Below are 2,447 nucleotides of genomic sequence, written 5' to 3' on the forward strand. Positions count from 1 at the left end.
CGGGACATCTAGCCAAGACTCCGTGAAGGGGGAATCTCCCGCTATACGAGAAGCGTTAGCGGGATGAGCGTCAATTTTGGCGTTAGACCGGCAGGATCTAAGATAGGATGCTTCTGAACTGATTGGAAATACATTACCTATGGATCTCAAATCCCTGATTCGCGATGTCCCAGACTTCCCTAAGCCGGGCATTTTGTTTCGGGATTTAACAACGCTGCTACAGAATCAGGCGGGCCTGCGCTACGTTATTGACCAATTGGTGGAAAAACACGCCAACGATGGCATTCACTATGTGGCCGGCATCGAGTCCCGGGGATTTATTTTCGGCGCTCCCTTGGCCTATCGCTTGGGGGCAGGCTTTATCCCGTTGCGCAAGCCGGGGAAACTCTGTGCGCCGGTGTACTCCATTGAGTATGAGTTGGAGTATGGGCGCGATCGCCTGGAGATGCACCAAGATGCCATCGAACCGGGTCGGCGGGTGTTAATTGTCGATGACCTGATTGCCACGGGGGGCACAGCAGCAGCGGCGGCGGGTCTGATCCAACAAGCGCAAGCCCAACTCCATGGTTTTGCCTTTATTGTCGAGCTGACGGACTTAGGGGGGCGGCGAAAGCTTCCCGATGTACCGATTACCACCCTTGTAACTTATTAAGTGTGACTTAATTTTAGGACGCTACCACGTCACGCGATCGCGCAAACGTTCGAGGAGTTTTGGCCCAACCCCCGGCACGGCATCTAAATCCGCTAGGGATTGAAAGGGCTTCTGCTCGCGGGCACGGATAATTTCGGCCGCCAGCTTGGGACCTACCCCCGGCAGGGTTTGCAGTTCGGCGGCAGTGGCTGTATTCAAGTTCACCCGTGCCGTAGGCGTCTTGGCCGCATGTCTGGACGCGGGCGCCGGTCGAGTAGCAATCTTACCGCCGCAGGCGGTCAACTGTTCTTGAATGCGATCGCGAACCTGCTGCGGTAGTCCCAGCCGACTATTGCGATAGAGCCGTTCAAACTCCCGTTTATAGTGGGCTGCTACCGTGGGATGCTCAATCACCAGCAAGAATTCATCGTTACCGTGATTGGCCGCCTCTGACCAGTTGTGGGAACCCACGATCACGGTGCGATCGTCAACAACGGCGTACTTGTGATGCAGCTTATCCCCCTCTGGCAGGAGGGGGGTACCCACGGTTTGAAGGGGCTGTTGCCAGGGGCGATTGCCGGCTTCGTAGGAACACTGGCCTCGACGGGCTTGGGCGGTATTGGCCATCGCCACCCCCATCATATCGAGGGCTTCGCTAAAGTCACGGTAGATAAAGCCTGAGTCAATGAGGGCGCGAATGCTCACCCCTTGGTGGTGGCGTTCTTCGAGCACGTCGGACAATGCCTGATCGGAGAAAACAAAGAGCGCCAAATCAATTTGGCGGCGACTGCGACTCAGGGTCTGGGCGATGAGGCCGTTGGTGGTGTTCGGCCAAGGGACAGAGGCCGGGCTAGGGGAAAAGCGCACCGTCACCATGGCATCCCCCACCGCTACCCGTTGGGGAGGACGCACCGGCTTTTTGACCCCAAAGCGGCTGTTGGGCTGACCAGCGGGACCATCGCCCCACAGGAGGTTAAATTCTTCCGTAAACAGGCGGGCTACGGCGGGGCTATCAATCACCAAGAGGGAGTTGGCATTGCCCCGGGTATCGGGGCGCCCTAGGTCGCCGTGGACATCACTGGGGGTAAAGTTCGCCGTTGTGGCAATTACTTGGCGATTGTCAATCACAATAAACTTGTGATGCATCAGCAGACTGCCTTTAGAGCCATCGGCAGTGTCATCAATCCAAGGAATCTTGGCTTCGTTGAGAATTGTCTGCACGTCGCGATCGCTCAATTCGGCAGGACTGAGTTGGCCATCGCCGTCGGTATCCACCAGCGCTTTCCACTCGTTATAGCGCTCCCGCATCCTGGCATCCATGGCACTCACTTGAGCGGCACTGTAGGTTGCCCAAGGAGCAGTGTAAGTATTCTCCATCACCACCCGCACCCGTACCCCTGCCCGCTGCTGGGCGGCCAGAGCCTTGGCTAGATTCGGCAGGCGAAACTCCTGCACCGCCACATCAATGGTCTGCTGCGCCTTGGCAATCTGCGCAATCATGATTGCCTCAAGGTCTTCCCCTTCACGGGTATAGGGGCGATAGGGTTCTGGGTAACGGTGGGCTTGGGAGTGATTCATGTGGACTTTAATCTGGGGATGCTGAGGCAGCGGGTCGAGGGAGGGGCGAATTAACAGGGGCGATCGCCATTGGCTGAGCATCGCAGCCGCAATCAATAGCCCCAGCAGAAACAGCAGCAGATACACTCCATGGCGCCGCCAGCGCAACTTTTGCCAAAACACGCTACCTGAAAAGTGCCGCAGTGCTGGTGAAGCGGCAGACGACCAGCGGGAGGAATTACTCAATTTCAGCTTGTTG

General features: G+C 57.1%; 2 protein-coding genes. One reads left to right on the plus strand and one right to left on the minus strand.

The window, feature by feature from the left end; all coding sequences use genetic code 11:
- Positions 1-139: 139 nt before the first annotated feature.
- Positions 140-652: an adenine phosphoribosyltransferase gene (locus ACK4IR_RS12255; RefSeq protein ID WP_409874636.1), complete on the plus strand. Its 513-nt coding sequence runs from the start codon at positions 140-142 to the stop codon at positions 650-652.
- 21 nt (positions 653-673) lie between these two features.
- Here the strand turns inward: ACK4IR_RS12255 and ACK4IR_RS12260 are convergent, their stop codons facing one another.
- A complete protein-coding gene (locus ACK4IR_RS12260) occupies positions 674-2,290 on the minus strand; it encodes a phospholipase D-like domain-containing protein (RefSeq protein WP_409874637.1) in 1,617 nt (538 codons plus the stop codon).
- Positions 2,291-2,447: the final 157 nt, after the last annotated feature.

The organism is Thermosynechococcus sp. (assembly GCF_046299635.1).
Classification (GTDB): Bacteria; Cyanobacteriota; Cyanobacteriia; order Thermosynechococcales; family Thermosynechococcaceae; genus Thermosynechococcus.